Source organism: Gammaproteobacteria bacterium (assembly GCA_029880545.1).
Classification (GTDB): domain Bacteria; phylum Pseudomonadota; class Gammaproteobacteria; order Acidiferrobacterales; family SZUA-150; genus JAOUOD01.
Genome location: JAOUOD010000002.1, coordinates 96,761 through 114,337 on the forward strand (window position 1 = coordinate 96,761; position 17,577 = coordinate 114,337).

Here is a 17,577-nt window from a genome sequence, read left to right on the forward strand (position 1 = left end):
ATTGCAATGAGAAACAGGATACTCAAGGTGAATACAACCCAACAGGGTGCAGCGCTGTTAACGGCGCTGATTATACTGGTCGCGGTTACCCTGCTCAGTCTCGCATCTCTAGGCACCAGCCTGTTACAGCTTCGCATGTCCGGTAACGAGGAAATGTCCATGCAGGCCTTTGAGCTGGCGCAGGCAGGAATTGATTACACGGTCAGCAATCACGAAAACATGGTTACCGTTGTCGGCGATATCGGCTTTATTCGGTGTACGTCCAATTACACCGACACCTGCCACGAAAACTCGACATTAACCATCCCGCTGCAGGCCCCGTTTCTGGATAGTGGTAATACCAACAAGCATTCCCTGGCTATCGAAAAGGTATCCGAAGGTTTTTGTCCACCTCGTGGCATGGATTTGAGTTGTGACAAGGCCAAGGCCGCAGCCTTCACCATCCGCAGCCGCTATAACAAGGTAGCACTGGGGCAAGGACTTTCAGACATTACCCAGGGTTTTATAAAACCGGTTCCCTCAAACGGGGCGCCGCCTATTGAACCTATTACCGCTTCAAACAACTAGCAAACAGTTTTGGCACATACAACGAGGTGCTCGTTATGGTTTTCAACAGAATTTTCCTGACACTCGCGACTGCAGCCGTACTGGCGACAAGCACGCTATCTTCGGAAATTGCCCGGGCTCATGATACCGATATCTATGTCGGCTCCGCAGCCAATGCTCCGGAAGCCATGGTAATGTTCACCATAGACTATCGTGCCAACCTTGGCAGCACCGTGTGCAACAACGGCGAATGCGCCAAGCTCATCGCAGACGGCTACATGCCGCCGCTGACGACCATTACCTTTTTCGACATGATTCGCGCGGTCATGAAAAAGGTGCTGGACCCGCTTTACGGTTTCAAGCTCGGATTGATAGTCAACCACGCCCATAACAACGGCTGCGCCGGACCCACCGCAACTGCCTGCAGTGGTGGCGCGATGGTCTATTACGGGCTCAACTCGGTTGCCCAAACAAATGATGATCCGAATACCTTTGATCCAAACGACATGACTGTCGCTAACCCGGTAGAGGACAGAAACAAGATTGAATTCTTCAAGAAGCTGGATGCCCTGCCCATCCCTCAAGGTAATCTCAGTCATACCTGGCAAGGATCGGAAATCTATTTCGAACTGTTTCGCTACCTGACCGGACAGGAAATTTTTTCTCTTCGCAATGGTTGGCGGGACTATGGCACCACGGTCACCTATAACCTCGGTGACGCCAACGACCTGGATAGTAATGGCAACGTCACACCAAAGTGGGACACCAATGTAGAAGCCTGTTTTAACGGTACCGGCAAGACCTGTAATAATGGCAAATATATGTACAAAAGCCCGTTGCAGCTTGTCAATGCCACCGATTGTGCCGGTATTTACGTGGTCAATTTTATGTTTGGCGTCAACCAGCAGGAGCAAGATGCCAATGCTGCGATTTCCATGGACAAGGCAAACGGCGGCATGTCCACCAGCGATGCACTCAACGCCGTGGATGTCTCCAACCCCAACACCCAGTTTGCCAACGTATTGCGCTGGCTTTATGACGTGGATCTGGCCGATGGCACATTTGGACCGGCAACATGGCCCGATCGGGCAGATAACCTAAAAGGCACCCAGAATGTAACGTCTTATTTTCTGATCAATACTCCCAACGGTAATTTTACCAACGAACAGATCAGCTGGGCCGAAGCCGGCGGCACGACCCGCCCCACCGCGCTGAGCGAAAACCCGGATCAACTGGAAGAAGACCTGCGCGCCCACCTGAGCAATATCATCAGCGTCTCTACCACGTTCGTGGCGCCATCCATTGCCGTAAACGTGTACAACCGCGCCCAGGTGCAGAAGGACCTGTTCATCGCCATGTTCGAAGCGGAAAAAACCGGCAAACCGGCATGGTCAGGCAACATCAAGAAGTTCAACCTGGATCTGGACAAGGGCCTCATTGTTGACGCCAGTACGCCACCGAAGAATGCAGTGAGCGACAAAGACGGTCGTATCAGCAATAGTGCGTTGAGCTTCTGGACCCTTCCCGGCGACTTGCGTGACCCGGTCCAGGGTATAGATGAATTTTTTGCCGGTTCCGACGGACGCTTTATTGAACGCGGCGGTTGTGGATCACGGATACCCGGGTACAAGCTCACTTGCGCCGGGACCACGTGCACCAGCACCTTTACCCCGGGGTTGACCAATCCCGCCGGCACCGCCACGGCAACATCAAACCGGAAGGTCTTTACTGACCCGGCCGGCTTTACCAATGGAAACGCAACCGGCCTGAGACCACTGGAAGCGACTACTTCAGTCGCTGCAGCAACTGATATTATGGCTGCATTTGGTGTCGCAACCGCTGGCACCTGTGATCCCACCGAAACGACGGACACTTCATGTAACATGATCAAGTATGTCCGCGGTATCAACGATGGCGAGAAGAACCGGAACTGGATGTTTGGTGATCCGCTGCACTCGCGGCCACTGGCAGTCAACTATGGGGCCATTAACGGCCGCCACAAACTCAACCCGGATATTCGCATTTATTCCGGTACCAATGCCGGCGTACTCCATATGATACGCAACACCTTGACAACCGGTACCGCTACAACAGATGCGCAGGGGAATCCCAGCTACATACCGGATCAGGATGGCGTGGAAGGTTGGGCCTACATGCCAATGGAGGTTATGGACATCATTCCGACTCTTCGCGCCGGTTCCGTGGCCGATCATCAATACGGCGTTGACGGCGCCCCGACTGCGGTAACCCGCGATGTCGACGGAGATGGCAACATTGAACCGGTTGACGGTGATTATGTTCACCTGTTCTTCGGCCTGCGCCGGGGCGGTCACGCCTATTACGCACTGGATATCAGCGACCCGGATAATCCGAAAATGCTTTGGCGTATTACCAAAAATGATCCGGACTTTGCCGAGCTGGGTGAAACCTGGTCTGAGCCTGTTGTTACCCAGGTATTACACGGTGGCAACACTACCTCAACACCGGCACTGATCTTTTCAGGCGGCTTTGATCCAAACAAGGATGACAATACGGTCAATCATACGGCAGCGGCCGGTGGTCCGGACAGCATGGGTCGTGGCGTATTTGTGGTAGACGCCAGCGATGGTAGCCTGATCTGGAAAGCGGTATATGGCGCAACCACCGGGCCCGATTCGGCTGCCAAGGCCTACTACGACAGTCGCATGCTGCACAGCATTCCGTCACGCGTCACGGCAGTAGACAGCGATGGCAATGGATTGACCGATCGCATCTATGTCGGAGATACCGGTGGCAATATCTGGCGCATGGATCTCAAGTCTAATGATCAGTTTGCCAGTGGCAACGAGTGGCGCGCCAACCTGGTATTCAATGCCCAGAACAACGGTGACACCACGACCACGGATCGTCGATTCTTCTACCAGCCGGACTACGTCCAGGCCAAGGACGACTCCGGGGTACCGTATGACGCCATTGTCATCGGTAGCGGTAATCGGGCGCATCCAACCAATCTCATTACCGACAATTACTTCTATGTCATCCGCGACCGCGAAACCTTGTCCGGTACACCGTCAATTACGACATTGAATCATGGCAGTCTGGCCGACATTACCAATAACTGCCTGCAAAACAGCAGTTGCGCAACGCCGCCAGACCTGTCCAACGGTTGGCGCCTAAAGCTCCATTGCCCCTGGCAGCCCGCCTCGGAACCCTGCGGAGAAAAAGTGCTGGCGTCGGCTTTTACGGTCGCTTCTGAAATCTACTTCACCAGCTACCAACCGGCCAATGGCGCACTAGCAGACACTTGTGAACCCTCAGAAGGTTCAGGCTTCTTGTATACACTGAACCTTAAAGACGGCACTGCTACCCAGGATTATGATTCGACTACCGCCGGCCTGACCACCAGTGATCGGTACGAAAAGTTGAAATCAGGCGGCATCCCGTCCGGTGTAGTTAACATCGGCGGCAAGGTGGTTCGCCCAGACCTTCAAATACAGGAGACAAAGCTGAAGGGCGGATATCGCTCATTCTGGCTGGAAAACGACGGCTACTGATCCAGTCTCAGCAACACCCCTGGCTACCCAGTGGCCAGGGGTTTTTCCTGTTTTGACAGCTTGCTGTTTTCACGGTATCGGTTATAAAGAACAAAGAGGTTGCTTGTTTTCGCAGCCTGACTTCACATAAAGAGGATAAATATGTTCGCAAGCCCAAATAAATTGTCATACAGAACGCTCCGCCAGCAACATGGCTTTACCATGATCGAGCTGATGATTGTCGTTGTTATTATTGCCATCATCGCCGCATTCGCCATCCCTTCCTACCAGGACAGCATCAGGAAGAGCAAACGTGCCGATGCCAAGACCGCCATATCCCAGGTCGCGTCACGCATGGAGCAGTTCTACCTCGATCGGAAGACCTACACCAGCGATCTGACCGAGTTGGGACTGGTGCAGGCCACCAGCGCCGGCGCTGCGGCTGGCGACTGGGATTCTCCGGAGCGTTATTACCGGGTCAGCGCCGTGGCACCGACCTGGGACAATGGTTGCTTCCCGATTACCTGCTGGGCACTGGAAGCCGTTGCCGTTGACACCAACCAGCTAAAGGATACAACTTGCCGCCGCTTCCGGCTTACTTCCAGGGGCGAAAAGGAAAGCGAAGATTCTACAGGAACTGCTACAACCAGTTGCTGGTAATCATCTGCCGTCCGGTTCCCATATGTATATGTAGCGCACCCGGCTGTAAAACTGGTGCACCTCCTGCCGCCCATTGCTGTCACTAACGCCCCCCGAACAGCAATGGGTTGTCTTTGTGGCGTCCATACCACACTTCCAACAAACCGGTTTTCATTACTTCCATAGTGTTTATATAGATTTATTCAATGTTATCAATATCTTAACAGTATTTATATTTATACTAATACTTATTTACATGTCCATTTTTGGTAGCGCGCAGCAGCATGCTTTTCTCAACCCTGTAGTTCAGATCAAAAGACACGGGTATACTTTAAATTAGAAATAAAAATAGCCTGCAGAAGCCTAAAAACTGAGGGCAAAACCGTGTTCAGGAACGAGGGAAACTACATGGATTTCACTTTACGGATTTTCTCGACCGTTCATTTTCGCACAGGAATCCCGTTTATCTGCCACAATAGACCGTTTGTCGGCACGAGTGGCTCGCTAAATCTACCGTTCATCGGTCTAATTATACCGCCTGTAACTTATTGTCAAAATAGCGGGTCACGCGAACGCGGACAAAAAATTATGCCAAGGAGTGGCGGTTTTTCGCTCATTGAATTGATTATTGCCCTGGTAATCCTGGCGATTATCGGTGGCCTGGCTGTGCCTTCGTTCATGCGAACTCTCGAAAACAATCGCATCACTACCCAAGCCAACGCATTTATCGCCGACCTTAACTTTGCCCGTAGCGAGGCCATCAAGCGAGGTACCGCGGTCGCCTTGTGCGTCGCCAACGTGGCTGCGTCAGATTGCGACCCCGCCGGCAGCTGGAACACCCGCCAACGGCTGATATGGACTGATACCACGACCAATGGTGTAGTTGATGCCGGTGAACAGATACTGCGCGTTATCGAGCCACCCGACGGCTCCCGCACCTACCTCGGTGACCCGGCAGGCGCGGTCGTTGCGATTGGTTTTGACCGCCAGGGAATAACCAACCTGGGCACGGCAACCGTGGGGGCGGCAAACGCGATTACGCTGGCCATTTGCTACGACTCAGACAACAACGGCATCCCGGAAACCGACACCGGTCGTGACATCATCATCAGCTTCACCGGCGTCACCAAGGTCGCACGTCCGGCCACAGCTTGCCCGTAATACAGAAACGAGGAGATTCTGGATGAGACCTTTATCTTTTCACTGTCCCGTATCCAGCGCAGGTCAATCGGGATTCGGCATGCTGGAAGTCCTGATTTCCATCCTGGTTCTGGCTATCGGACTGCTCGGACTGGCTGCATTGCAAACCGTCGGACTCAAATACAACTACCAGTCATTTCAACGCACCCAGGCCGTTATCCTGACCTACGAGCTGACCGACAAGATCCGCGCGAATGACGGTATCGCCGGCAACTACCAGGTCCAGTACGGCGTCAGCCTGGGCCAGCCCGCTGCCGGAACCTGTCACACCAGCCCTTGCACAGCCGCACAGCTGGCCGCCTACGACCTAGCGCTATGGAAACAATCCATCAACGAGCAATTGGGCGCAGATGCGGACGGCCAAATCAGTTATGACCCGGCGACACTGCTGCACAAGATCCAGATTAAATGGAAAGAAAATGAAGCAGACCAGGAATTCGCCCAGGAGGTTGAACTATGACATCGACCAAACACAGGAACATTGCACTGGTTGCGAGAAAATTCTGGCAATCCGGCTTCACCCTGGTTGAAATTATGATTGCGCTGACCATCAGCCTGATCATTCTTCTTGCTGTTACCCAGATTTTTGTCTCAAGCAGGACCACCTACAGCTACACGGAAGGCATGTCGCGGATACAGGAAGGTGGACGCTTTGCCATTGACTTCCTCGCCCGCGACATCCGCATGGCTGGTTATACCGGCTGTGCACGCCGCCTCGAGACCGCCGACGTTACCAATATACTGAAAAATCCCAATGACGCCACCCGGTATGACAGCGCAGGCATGGAAGTCTATCGCTACACCGGGTCAGGTGGCAGTGCCTTGAGCGACTGGACTCCAGCGCTGAAGGACATTGCATCAGGCGGATATTTCAAGGCCGGCGAAATGGAGCCGTTTTCCGATCTCCTGATCGTCAAGTATGGGACATCTGTAGATGCTTACCCGACAGGGTCGGCCGCGCCCAATGCCAACATCCAGATCCTGGCAACAACGGAAACTGAAAGCGCATTCCGCCAGAACGATATCGTCATGGTCACCGACTGCAATAATGCCGATATCTTTGCCATCACCAACAACGTTGCCAACAATGGCGGCGCGCTGACATTGGCCCATGCTACCGGCAGCAACAGTACCAATCGTCTTGGTCATGGCTACACCACCAATGCCGAAGTATTGCGCTGGGAAGCCCGCGCCTACTACGTCGGCAAGCCCGATCTTGATGGCGATAACAAGCCCGATCCCGACCCGGCATTGATGCGTAAATCACTGGTCCGGGGTGACCTGGTCGCTCAAGCCCTCGTTGAAGGGGTCGAGCGTATGCAACTGATGCTGGGCATGGATACGGATACTGCGCCGGGCCGCTTTCGTGACAATGGCGCCAATCAATATGTCTTGCCAGGCGACGCTGCAGCTGCAGACTTGTCAAAAGTGGTTTCCATCCGGGTTGGCATTGCGGTCACATCCGGCGATACGGTCGACGGTGAAGCCGATACTACAGTCTACAACATACTCGGACTGGCAAATGAAAGCTTTGACGATTACGGGCCAGGATCATCTCCGGAAAATTACGGGTCCGAGAATCGCGCAAGGCGACGGGTATTCACCATGACTGTCGCTCGCAGAAACTAGGCATGAGTCGGACAAACTATTTCATTGTCCAGGAGCCGGTATGAAACCATTAAACACTATAGCTTTGACCGAGCAGGGAATGACCCTGGTGATATCACTGATTTTTCTGCTGGTGCTCACCATTATCGGCATCTCGGCCATGAGCACCTCGTCACTGCAGGAAAAAATGGCCGGCAACATGAAAGACAAGGCGCTGTCGTTCCAGGCTGCGGAATCCGCCCTGATTACCGCCGAGGGATGGTTAAAGCAACAGGGCAAGACGCCACGGGCACAAACGACGCCTCAGATACTGTCTCCCTCGGTCAACGGTACTCCGGTCTGGCGCGATACCAATTTGGATATCTGGAACAGCGCCAATGCAATCAAGCACCCCGGCACCCCGGGACAACCGGCTAATACCGGTATCTTTGATCTTTCATACCTGTCGGACTCCCCGCAATACATTGTTGAGGACATGGGCCCGCTTGCATGTGAAAGCAAGTCAGGGTGCGGCGGCTATGGTGGAACACCACAACGCTTTATGTACCGTATAACCGCCCGCGGCCAGGGCGGCACAGCTAACGCTGTATCGCTGACCCAATCCACTTTTGCCTGGTACTGAACCGGATTGACGCAATATGAAAATGGATTTTCTGAGCAAATAATTCACTGGAGAGAAAACTATGAACTGCATTCAGCCAGATGGCTACCGCATAACCGTATCAAGCCGGGTCAAACGCTCTGTGACCGGCGCATTGCTGACGGGCATATTATTCACCGCGGCTAGCAGTCCTGCCTCCACGGATATCAGCAATTCACCACTGTTTATTTCCAATTCGGTGCAGCCCAATATTTTCTTCATGCTCGACGATTCCGGCAGTATGCGAGGCGAAACCCTGTACAACGAGGGCGTCCCCGTTGGCACGGCCACGACCAACACGCTGAGTTTTTCACCGGCCGGCACACTGGATCGCCAGCGTTTGTGTCACGGTTTTAATGTTCTCGCCTACAACCCCAATGTTCGTTACACGCCCTGGCGCGGGAAAGACGCGAACAATGTCAGCTATTCTGACGCGGACATCTTGTCGGGCGGTTTCACCACGCTGAGAAACAATCCTTATTGCCCTGCAGGGGTATCCGCGAGCACGACTATTGATGCAAGCGGTGCTGTTACCAACTGCAATGATGCCGGGTACAACGGCACACTTAATGCCACTGCCATAAACTATGCCTACTTTCCGTGGACAGACACTGATGCTGATGGCCAGTGGGACAGTGGCGAATGCGGGCTGACTGACTCCGAAGGTGTAACCTGGGCCGAACTGGCAAGTACAGGCACAACCACTGTGCCGGCTACCGAGCAGCAACGCAATTTCGCCAACTGGTACACCTATTACCGTAAACGTGATTTTGTGATGAAACGGGCCGTAACGGAACTGACTTACACTGGTCGCCATCGAATGGGATTTTCGACACTATGGAACAACAATGGTGTCGCCGTGCAGGTCAACAATATAGACAACATCAGCGTACCGGTTGATCCGGTTGCGCAGGCCGACAAGGAAAAAATGTTAAGACATTTATCCAATATCGGGCCAGCAAGCACCACACCCCTGAGAACGGCACTGCGTAACACCGGAAAATATTTTGAAGGTATAAATGACACTGATGTCAAAAACGTATTATTTTCCAGTGCACCCAGTCACCCGAACAGTTTCAAGGCTACCGGGCTATCGCCCATTCTCGACGCAAACCACGGTGGCGAATGCCAACAAAACTTCACCATCCTTCTGACTGATGGCGAATACAATGGCCCCGCCATTGGCATGGCCAACACGGATGGCGATAGCAATACAAGTTTTGACGGCACTCCATTCGCAGACGGCTTCTCCGATACACTGGCTGACGTGGCCATGAACTATTACGAACGGGACCTGGCACCCAGTCTTGCTGATGATGTGCCCGTCCTGGAGAACGTGGACGAGGCGGCGCATCAGCACATGGTGACTTTCACTGTGAGCTTCGGTTTGACCGGTGCACTGGATCCATTCAACACCAAGACTCCTGCCGATAACAGCGACTCAGATCCAAGGGCAACAGGCTTTGCCTGGCCGGATCCGGCGGACGGCATCAATGATGTGCAAAACAGGATCGACGATTTATGGCATGCCGCCTATAACGGCCGCGGCCAGTTTATGAGTGCTTCTGACGGACAGAAACTTATCAAGGCATTTGAGGATGCCCTGTCAAACATCAACCAGCGTGCCGGTTCAGCTTCCGCAATTGCCGTTTCCACCGGTGCCGTGTCCACGGATACGCGCCTGTACCAGTCCACCTTTGACAGCGGTACCTGGGAAGGCCACTTGTTTGCGTTACAATTTGACAGCTTTGACATTATCAACAGCGGTGACTGGGGCGGACCACCATCGGACGCCGCAGAGGTGCTGAAGACTCAAAACTGGAACACCGGGCGCCATATCGTTACCTGGAATCCTGCTGCCTTGGCGCCAGATGGTACAGCATTTCGCTGGAACACTATCGGCGCCAGCCAACAGGCCGCATTGATTGACGGTGCAACCGACGGTACCGGGAATCCTGATGCCGTTCTGGGACAGCAAAGACTTGAATTCATTCGCGGGGACCACGGCAATGAATCAAAGTCCGGATCAGGAAAATTTCGTAGTCGCGGACCAGGTGGCCAGGAATTCAAGCTCGGTGACATCGTCCACTCTTCACCGCTTTATGTCGGCGCACCGCCCTACGGGTATCTGGACGCCCTGGAATCTGTATCCTATAACAGTTTTCGTGTCGCCAACTTTGAACGAAAGGCAATGATTTACGTGGGCGCAAACGATGGCATGCTGCATGCTTTTGACGCCGAAACCGGTGAAGAAAAGCTGGCTTACGTTCCGTCATCGATATATCACAAGCTGCCGGAACTCACAGACCCGGCCTATTCCCACCAGTACTATGTTGATGAAACGCCGGTAGCCGGCGATGCCTTCTACAACGGTGCGTGGCACACAGTTCTTCTGGGTTCCCTGCGCGGTGGTGGCAAATCAGTGTTTGCACTCGATATTACCGACCCGCTGCCCTATACCGATTCCCTCGGTACCAGGCACTCCTACAAGGCAAACTTCGCCGAGAACAATGCTGCCAATATCGTCATGTGGGAATTCACTGATCCGGACCTGGGCTTTACCTTCGGCAAACCGGCAATTGGTCGCCTGGCCAATGGCAAGTGGGTTGCCATATTTGGCAACGGCTACAACAGCAGCATCCCGTTGCCGGGCGATACCAGCGTTTGCGGTACCAGTTACAGCTGCTCCGGCAAGGCGCACCTGTTCATCGTGGATATTGAAACCGGGGCGTTGCTCAAAAAGATCAATACCGGCGCAGGCAGCGCAACAGCACCCAATGGCCTAAACGCACCGTCACTTGTAGACGACAACAATGACTCTATTGTTGACCTGGTTTACGCGGGCGACCTGCAAGGCAACCTGTGGAAGTTTGATGTATCCAGCGCCACCTCGTCAGGCTGGGTGGTATCCAAGAACGTGGGCGGCAAGCCGGCACCCCTTTTCACCGCTACGGATGACAACGGCATCCCGCAACCGATTACTTCTGCTCCGGAAATCGCCGATCAGACTTCGGCGGCTGGAGGCTTGATGGTATTTTTCGGTACAGGCCGGTACCTGGGCAAGAGTGATATCATCGTCTCGCCGACGACACAGATGCAGAGTTTCTACGGTATCTGGGATGAAACCGGTTCAGGTACCGAGAACAACACCCAGGTCAAGAAAGCAAACCTTCTTGAGCAAGCTATTACCCAGACAGATGTCAATGGCAATAATGCCGGTGCCGGATCAGCTAACCCGCCCGCATTCAGGACGTCCAGTGACACCAGCATTGATTCATGGGGCTCATCCGGAACACCTGGCACCTACATGGGCTGGAAGATAGATTTCGACCCGGCCGTTACCGGCTTTGCGGGTGAACGCGTCATCTACAAATCCCTCGCCTGGGGCGACACCATTATCTTCTCAACGCTGATACCGGAAGACCGCCCATGTGGCGCCGGCGCCAAGGGCTGGATAATGGCACTGAACCGCACCAACGGCGGTCCACCTCCTGAAGCATTCTTTGATACCAATGAAGACGGTGAGATCGATTTAATCGATAATAGCGTATGTAATGGTACCGCTTGCGGCGGCCAGTTTGATCCCGGTGGCGCGCCCGTTGAACAGAAGCCCATGCAGGGCATACCTCCTGCAGCGGGTGGCGTAACACCACCCAGGCGAAGTTGCGACAACCTTGACAGCATCCTGGTTGGTGGCAACTCGTCCGGCGACACGCCGACTTCCAAGAAAACCAAAACACCGGTCAGCCTGTGCAGGCAAAGCTGGCGTGAACTGCAATAACCGGAGGCGGACATGAAGATACTTGACTTCATACGGGCAACTCTATTTCTCGCACCGACACTGTTGATACCGGTTACCGGGGTCGCTACCGAAAACCGGCCGACCTTGCCAGCGGAGATAGTGAATTTTGGCATCGTCGACGAGCTTCGCGCGAGAAACATGGAAATCATTATCAACGACACCTTGCTGAAACTGTCGGCAGGTTCACGCATCAAGAATGCACAAGGTACTCCGATCCCGGTCAGTTTTGCCCGAAAAGGCACCAAGGCCGCTTACTCGGTCAAACACGATAACCGATCAGGATATGGAATCATTATTGAGCTGTGGCTATTGCCGGCAGACTACAACCTGCCCCAATAACATGGCCGGCTTTTCAACCTTGACGGAACAGGATTATATGAACAAAACAAACAGCCAAGGCTTCACCCTGATTGAACTCATGATCGTGGTTGTCATTATCGGGGTGCTTTCGTCGTTCGCATACTCCAGCTATCAGGACCATGTCAGGAAAGCGCGTCGCACCGATGCAAAGGGCCCATTAACCCAACTGGCCAACATACAGGAAAAATTTTTTACTGAATGCAACCGCTATGCAGCACAGTCGTCATCGACAGCCGCGGACAAGGCCTGCAGCACTGCAGCTGACCCGGGCAGTGCGACGCTTATTTATTCCGCGCTATCCCCGGAAAACCATTACCGTATTTCCATCCTGGCGCCGGTCACCGCCGGGTGCACAACGGCCAACTGCTATTTACTGGAAGCTGATCCGAACGGTGCCGGCACTACCGGTCTCCAGTCCAACGACGGTCGTTTTCGCATTGACCAGGCGGGACGAAAAAGCTGGGACAAAAACGATACCGGGACCGTTGACGCCAACGGCATGTTCAACGGCAAATGGAGTGACAAGAAATAACTGGCTAATCAGGCAGGTGCACGCAAAGGTTTGGGTATGGCAAAGTGTATGGTCTCAGGTTCTCCACCCTGCACGTCTGAAACCGCTGCGCCCCACTGTCTGAGCTGATCAAGAACCTGCTGTACAAGCAGTTCCGGTGCGGATGCTCCGGCCGTAAGGCCGACAGTCTGGGCGGATTCAAACCAGGACTGCTGAAGATCCTGTGGTCCATCAACCATGTATGCACGACAACCCCTGGCTTCGGCCACTTCGCGCAAACGATTGGAGTTGGAGCTGTTTGCCGAACCCACAACAATGACCACGTCTGACTCACCTGCCAGACGCTTTATGGCATCCTGGCGATTCTGCGTCGCGTAACAAATATCATCTTTCTTCGGCCCTGATATTCCCGGAAAACGTTTCTTCAGTGCCGCGACCACCTTTTCCGTGTCGTCGACACTCAAGGTTGTCTGGGTAACATAGGTCAGAGGTCCTTCACCTGCAATCTCCAGACTTGCCACATCGTCCGGTGACTCAACAAGGTAAATCCGGTCTTTGACCTGGCCCAGCGTACCTTCAACCTCAGGATGACCGGCATGGCCAATCATAATAGTCTGGCTCCCTGCCTTGTGCTGATGCATAACCTCCATGTGTACCTTGGTCACCAGCGGACAGGTTGCATCAAACACCTGTAATTGGCGCTGCTGAGCCTCGTCGCGAACTGCCTGGCTGACTCCATGAGCGCTGAATATCACTGTCGCACCATCAGGCACTTCGTCAAGCTCCTCAACAAATACAGCGCCTTTTTGCCTGAGGTCATCGACAACAAAACGATTGTGTACGACCTCGTGGCGCACATACACGGGCGCACCGAACATCTGCAGTGCACGCTCAACGATCTCAATGGCACGATCAACACCGGCACAAAACCCACGGGGGCTGGCGAGAATGACTTTCATGATTTCGATCCGGTCAAGCCGGCTCCACGTTCAGTATTTCTATGTCAAACAACAGGTCATAGCCTGCCAACGGATGCGAGAAATCAACGCGCACCTGGCCTTCACTGTTTGCCAGGATCACTCCGGCAATCTCTTCACCGGATGGCGTGGTAAAGCCAATAACATTGCCTTCACTTGTATCCATGTCTTCCGGAAACTCATCCAGCGGTATGGTCAGGATCCGCTCCTGCTCAGCAGGACCATAGGCCTCCATGCACGGTACCTCGAATTTCCTGGTATCACCCTTTTGCAATCCAAGCATGCGTGATTCCAGCCCCTCGATCAGTTCGCCGCTGCCGATGGTGACGGTGGCCGGCTCGCCTTCACGGGAACTGTCGGCTACGTGATTCTCCGATGGAATAGTGAGCGTATAATGGAATGTGACAACAGACCCGTTTACAACCTGGTCGCTCATACCTGCTTCTCCTGCGCTTCATTCGAACCTGATCTCCGGCCAATAATGCGCCAGCCAAAACTGTCAACAATCAGCAGTACGGCGCCAACAGAAATAGCCGAATCGGCTATATTGAAATTGGGCCAGGACCAGGTGCCGTAGAAGAAATGCAGGAAGTCCACAACCTTGCCAAGATAGATACGATCAATAACATTGCCTATGGCTCCACCCAGTACCAGCATCAGTGCCACGGCCAGTTGCAGCTCATCCTGCCTGAGTTTCCTGACCATGGTTACGATGACAATACTGACAGCTACGGCAAGCACAATAAAAAAGATACGTTGCCAGCCACCGGCATCATGAAGAAAACCGAAGGCCGCGCCGGTATTATAGGCAAGCTCCAGGTCAAAGAATGGCAAAACCGGGATCACACCCTTGCTCAGCATTTTTACCGCCAGCACCTTGGTCAGCTGATCAAGCCCGATAACAGCTGCCGATATCCACCACAGGCGCAACATCAGGCAAACTCCCGGTTTTCGCCGCCACCGATATTGGTGATACAACGATCACACAGCTCGGAATGTTCACTGTTGCTGCCGACATCTTCGCGACGATGCCAGCAACGCACGCACTTGCCATGATCCAGTGCGGATACGGAAACAAACAAATCCTTGCGCTCGGTTTCGGCGGCATCGGCCGGCCTGTTATCCAGTCCATGCACGTTCGCATAAGATGTAATCAGGACAAACCGCAGCTCGTCGCCAATGCGATCCAGTTTTGCCTTCAGCTCATCAGAACAATACAAATCCACCTGCGCTTCCAGTGCCGCGCCAATGCTGCCGGCCGCGCGCAAACGCTCCAGTTCCTTGGCGACCGTATCGCGCACTTCAATAACGTCAGCCCAGTAACCGCGATCCAGGCCATCGGAAAACTGCTTGCCAAACCCGGCCGGGAACGAGTACCACTCGGCAATAAATACACTGGACTCACGCTTGCCGGCAAAACACTGCCAGATTTCATCGGCGGTAAAACTGAGAATCGGTGCCAGCCAACGCACCAGTGCTTCAAGTATATGGTACATCGCCGTTTGCGCTGACAGTCGACCACGACTGTGACGCGGCATCGTGTACAAACGGTCCTTGAGAATATCCAGGTAGAAACCACCCAGTTCCACCACGCAAAACTGGTGCAGCTTCTGGTAGATATGATGGAAGCTGAAGTTATCATACGCAGCGAGGATGTCTTGCTGCAACGCGGCCGCTTCCTGGACTGCCCAGCGATCAAGCGGCAACATGTCGTCAACCGGCAACGTCATTGATGGCTCAAATCCGTCCAGGTTGCCCAAAAGGTAACGAGCAGTATTTCTGATACGACGATAACTGTCAGCAATTCGCTTGAGCACCTCGTCGGAATACGTCATCTCGCCGCGATAGTCCGTTGACGCGATCCACAGGCGCAGGATATCGGCGCCCATGGTATCAGCCACTTTCTCCGGCTCGACGCCGTTGCCCCGGGATTTGGACATCTTGTAGCCGTGCTTGTCGACGGTAAACCCGTGAGTCAGTACACCTTTGTAAGGCGCCTTGCCACGACTGGCGACTGCTGTCAGCAATGAAGACTGGAACCAGCCTCGATGCTGATCCGAACCTTCAAGGTAGAGGTCTGCCGGCCATTGCAGGTCTTCACGGGTTTCCAGGACGCAGGCATGGGATACACCGGAATCAAACCAGACATCAAGTGTATCGGTGACTTTCTCGTAACGGTCGGCATCATTACCCAGCAGTTCAACAGGATCAAGATCAAACCAGGCATCAATACCGTTTTGTTCCACCCGTTGACAGACCTGCTCGATCAATTCGGGCGTCTTTGGATGCAGCTCGCCGGTCCTTTTATCTACGAATACCGCGATTGGCGAGCCCCAGGTGCGCTGACGGGAAATACACCAGTCAGGACGGTTTTCCACCATGCCTTCGATTCGGGCGCGACCCCAGTCCGGCATCCATTTCGTCCGGGAGATTTCCTGCATGACGACCGGCCGCAACTTTTCCATGGCGATAAACCATTGTGACGTTGCACGGAAAATTATCGGTGTTTTATGGCGCCAGCAATGCGGGTAACTGTGCTTCAGGGATGCTACGTGTACCAGCCTGGCGCGTGTCTTCAGCGTTTCAATAACGGCATCGTTGGCCTTGAATACGTGCTGACCGGCAAACAAGGGTGTATCCGGCAGGAACACGCCATTACCGCCAACAGGGTTCTCAACTGCCAGGTTGTACTTGCTGCCAACCACGTAGTCTTCAAGACCATGACCGGGCGCGGTATGCACCGCACCTGTACCCGCGTCGGTGGTAACGTGATCACCAAGAATCACCGGAACTTCGCGGTCATAAAACGGGTGCTGTAACTTCAGGTTCTCCAGTGCAGAACCGAGGCAAGTGGCGATTACCTTGTAGCTCTCGATGTTCCAGCGTGCCATCGCATCTTTCATCAATGCCTCGGCTATCACCAGGCGCTCCTTGCCATGCTCCGCTTCACACTGAATGACTACGTATTCAAGGTCCGGGTTCAGGGCCACGGCCTGGTTGGCAGGCAGCGTCCATGGCGTGGTCGTCCAGATAACAACATTGGCCGGACCTTCACCATGATGACCGGGAACCGATTCACACCGGGCGAACAGCTCTTCTTCGTCGAGCACCTGGAACCGCACATCAATTGCCGGTGACGCCTTGTCCTGGTATTCCACTTCCGCCTCGGCCAGCGCAGAACCGCAATCGGTACACCAGTGCACAGGCTTGTGACCCTGAACAACATGGCCAGCTTCGATAATTTTTCCCAATGTACGAATGATATCGGCTTCGTACTTGTAGTCCATGGTCAGGTAAGGATTGTCCCAGTCACCAAAGATGCCAAGACGAATAAAGCCCTTGCGCTGACCATCTACTTGCTTCATGGCATATTCACGGCAGGCATTGCGGAACTTGTCGGCCGGCACCTTGACCCCGGCCTTGCCGATTTTCTTTTCTACTTGCAGCTCGATGGGCAGGCCATGGCAGTCCCAGCCCGGCACATAGGGCGCATCATAACCACCCATGCTCTTGGCCTTGACGATAATATCTTTCAACACCTTGTTGACCGCATGACCAAGATGGATATCGCCATTCGCATACGGGGGACCATCATGCAGGATGTACTTTTCCCGACCCTGGCGAGCCTTGCGAATCTGTCCGTAAATATCTTCCTTGTTCCAACGCTCCAGCGCCCTGGGTTCCCGTTGCGCCAGGCTGGCTTTCATCGGGAAATCCGTGTTTGGAAGATTCAGGCTGTCTTTGTAACTGTTTTCACTCATGCTCTATGTCGCCTTTTCGGG

Annotated in this window: 13 protein-coding genes and 2 pseudogenes; 11 read left to right on the forward strand and 4 right to left on the reverse strand. The window is 53.8% G+C overall.

Going from position 1 to position 17,577, the window contains the following annotated elements; translation table 11 throughout:
- Positions 1–27: 27 nt before the first annotated feature.
- The 11 genes and pseudogenes from OEZ10_02495 (at position 28) to OEZ10_02545 (ending at position 12,839) form a co-directional block, all read left to right on the forward strand.
- Entirely contained in the window at positions 28–567 is a 540-nt protein-coding gene (locus OEZ10_02495) for a pilus assembly PilX N-terminal domain-containing protein (protein MDH5631844.1), read from the forward strand.
- 35 nt (positions 568–602) lie between these two features.
- Positions 603–4,079: a PilC/PilY family type IV pilus protein gene (locus OEZ10_02500; protein ID MDH5631845.1), complete on the forward strand. Its 3,477-nt coding sequence runs from the start codon at positions 603–605 to the stop codon at positions 4,077–4,079.
- 141 nt (positions 4,080–4,220) lie between these two features.
- A pseudogene (locus tag OEZ10_02505) lies at positions 4,221–4,370 on the forward strand (prepilin-type N-terminal cleavage/methylation domain-containing protein).
- Positions 4,350–4,718: pseudogene (locus OEZ10_02510) on the forward strand (type IV pilin protein). The pseudogenes OEZ10_02505 and OEZ10_02510 overlap by 21 nt, the downstream one beginning before the upstream one ends.
- Before the next feature lie 567 nt (positions 4,719–5,285).
- Complete coding sequence (locus OEZ10_02515; protein ID MDH5631846.1) at positions 5,286–5,858, forward strand: GspH/FimT family pseudopilin; 573 nt, start codon at positions 5,286–5,288, stop codon at positions 5,856–5,858.
- Positions 5,859–5,880: 22 nt separating this feature from the next.
- Positions 5,881–6,357, forward strand: coding sequence for a type IV pilus modification protein PilV (pilV, locus tag OEZ10_02520; GenBank protein MDH5631847.1), 477 nt, complete (start codon positions 5,881–5,883; stop codon positions 6,355–6,357).
- Positions 6,354–7,526, forward strand: a complete 1,173-nt coding sequence (locus OEZ10_02525) for a PilW family protein (protein ID MDH5631848.1) — start codon at positions 6,354–6,356, stop codon at positions 7,524–7,526. Before pilV ends, OEZ10_02525 begins: the two co-directional genes overlap by 4 nt.
- 40 nt (positions 7,527–7,566) lie before the next feature.
- Entirely contained in the window at positions 7,567–8,127 is a 561-nt protein-coding gene (locus OEZ10_02530) for a PilX N-terminal domain-containing pilus assembly protein (protein ID MDH5631849.1), read from the forward strand.
- A gap of 61 nt (positions 8,128–8,188) precedes the next feature.
- Positions 8,189–11,926, forward strand: a complete 3,738-nt coding sequence (locus OEZ10_02535) for a PilC/PilY family type IV pilus protein (GenBank protein ID MDH5631850.1) — start codon at positions 8,189–8,191, stop codon at positions 11,924–11,926.
- Between the two features lie 12 nt (positions 11,927–11,938).
- Positions 11,939–12,286 (forward strand): hypothetical protein, encoded by a 348-nt coding sequence (locus OEZ10_02540; GenBank protein ID MDH5631851.1) that lies wholly within the window; start codon positions 11,939–11,941, stop codon positions 12,284–12,286.
- A 37-nt stretch (positions 12,287–12,323) separates the two neighbouring features.
- Complete coding sequence (locus OEZ10_02545) at positions 12,324–12,839, forward strand: type IV pilin protein (GenBank protein MDH5631852.1); 516 nt, start codon at positions 12,324–12,326, stop codon at positions 12,837–12,839.
- An 8-nt stretch (positions 12,840–12,847) separates the two neighbouring features.
- Here OEZ10_02545 and ispH read toward each other — a convergent pair whose 3' ends face one another.
- Genes ispH through ileS form a run of 4 tightly spaced genes read right to left on the reverse strand, consistent with a single transcriptional unit; the run spans position 12,848 to position 17,556 of the window.
- Entirely contained in the window at positions 12,848–13,777 is a 930-nt protein-coding gene (gene ispH / locus OEZ10_02550) for a 4-hydroxy-3-methylbut-2-enyl diphosphate reductase (protein ID MDH5631853.1), read from the reverse strand.
- A gap of 13 nt (positions 13,778–13,790) precedes the next feature.
- The gene (locus OEZ10_02555; GenBank protein ID MDH5631854.1) at positions 13,791–14,231 is read right to left on the reverse strand and encodes an FKBP-type peptidyl-prolyl cis-trans isomerase; all 441 of its coding nucleotides are present in this window, start codon (positions 14,229–14,231) and stop codon (positions 13,791–13,793) included.
- Positions 14,228–14,728, reverse strand: a complete 501-nt coding sequence (gene lspA / locus OEZ10_02560) for a signal peptidase II (GenBank protein ID MDH5631855.1) — start codon at positions 14,726–14,728, stop codon at positions 14,228–14,230. The genes OEZ10_02555 and lspA overlap by 4 nt, the downstream gene beginning before the upstream one ends.
- Positions 14,728–17,556 carry an isoleucine--tRNA ligase gene (gene ileS / locus OEZ10_02565; GenBank protein MDH5631856.1) on the reverse strand — a complete coding sequence of 943 codons (2,829 nt, stop codon included), beginning with the start codon at positions 17,554–17,556 and terminating at the stop codon, positions 14,728–14,730. The genes lspA and ileS overlap by 1 nt, the downstream gene beginning before the upstream one ends.
- Between the last annotated feature and the right edge of the window lie 21 nt (positions 17,557–17,577).

Coding starts and splice junctions, on each gene's coding strand:
- lspA (MDH5631855.1), bottom strand. CDS start 14,728: ATGTTGCGCCTGTGGTGGATATCGGCAGCTGTTATCGGGCTTGATCAG.
- OEZ10_02530 (MDH5631849.1), top strand. CDS start 7,567: ATGAAACCATTAAACACTATAGCTTTGACCGAGCAGGGAATGACCCTG.
- OEZ10_02515 (MDH5631846.1), top strand. CDS start 5,286: ATGCCAAGGAGTGGCGGTTTTTCGCTCATTGAATTGATTATTGCCCTG.
- OEZ10_02545 (MDH5631852.1), top strand. CDS start 12,324: ATGAACAAAACAAACAGCCAAGGCTTCACCCTGATTGAACTCATGATC.
- OEZ10_02540 (MDH5631851.1), top strand. CDS start 11,939: ATGAAGATACTTGACTTCATACGGGCAACTCTATTTCTCGCACCGACA.
- OEZ10_02555 (MDH5631854.1), bottom strand. CDS start 14,231: ATGAGCGACCAGGTTGTAAACGGGTCTGTTGTCACATTCCATTATACG.
- OEZ10_02535 (MDH5631850.1), top strand. CDS start 8,189: ATGAACTGCATTCAGCCAGATGGCTACCGCATAACCGTATCAAGCCGG.
- ispH (MDH5631853.1), bottom strand. CDS start 13,777: ATGAAAGTCATTCTCGCCAGCCCCCGTGGGTTTTGTGCCGGTGTTGAT.
- ileS (MDH5631856.1), bottom strand. CDS start 17,556: ATGAGTGAAAACAGTTACAAAGACAGCCTGAATCTTCCAAACACGGAT.
- pilV (MDH5631847.1), top strand. CDS start 5,881: ATGAGACCTTTATCTTTTCACTGTCCCGTATCCAGCGCAGGTCAATCG.
- OEZ10_02500 (MDH5631845.1), top strand. CDS start 603: ATGGTTTTCAACAGAATTTTCCTGACACTCGCGACTGCAGCCGTACTG.
- OEZ10_02525 (MDH5631848.1), top strand. CDS start 6,354: ATGACATCGACCAAACACAGGAACATTGCACTGGTTGCGAGAAAATTC.